This window comes from Zobellella maritima (assembly GCF_003075035.1).
In the GTDB taxonomy this organism is placed as follows: Bacteria; Pseudomonadota; Gammaproteobacteria; order Enterobacterales; family Aeromonadaceae; genus Oceanimonas; species Oceanimonas maritima.
The window spans coordinates 1-477 of the sequence record NZ_QCZE01000015.1; the positions used below are offsets into that span (position 1 = coordinate 1).

Below are 477 nucleotides of genomic sequence, written 5' to 3' on the forward strand. Positions count from 1 at the left end.
CATTCACGCTGCCGGCCGTGGCGGTGACGGTGCTCGACACAGTCGGCGCCGGCGACACCTTCCAGGCCGGCCTGCTGGCCTGCCTGCAGCGCGGCGGGCGCCTCACACGCCAGGCGCTGCAGGACCTCGGCGCCGAAGAATTGCGCGCCGCCCTGGCGTTCGCGGCGCGTGCCGCCGCCATCACCTGCTCGCGCCGCGGCGCCGATCTGCCGTATCTGAACCAAGTCATGCCAGGCGCCGAACCGGCGGCGCCCGGTGCGGTATAGCGGTGTCCGGCGTGCTTTGGCTGGGCGTGCATGACAACGATGGACAGCTGTCGTTGTCGCGCGTAGGGCCAAAGTTCTTGAACACAAAAGAAGTATATAAAACCACTCAGGAGACGCGTTCCATGCCTTATTCTATTTCATCCTATATCGGCCGCTCGGCTGCCCTGATCATCGGCCTGATGCCGGCACTGGCGTTCGCCCAGCAGCAAGC

General features: G+C 66.0%; 1 protein-coding gene. It reads left to right on the forward strand.

The genetic code is table 11. The features are described 5' to 3' along the window. A partial coding sequence (locus tag DCS96_RS18390) for a PfkB family carbohydrate kinase (protein ID WP_232818322.1) occupies positions 1-266 on the forward strand: 266 nt, incomplete at its 5' end. Positions 267-477 lie beyond the last annotated feature (211 nt).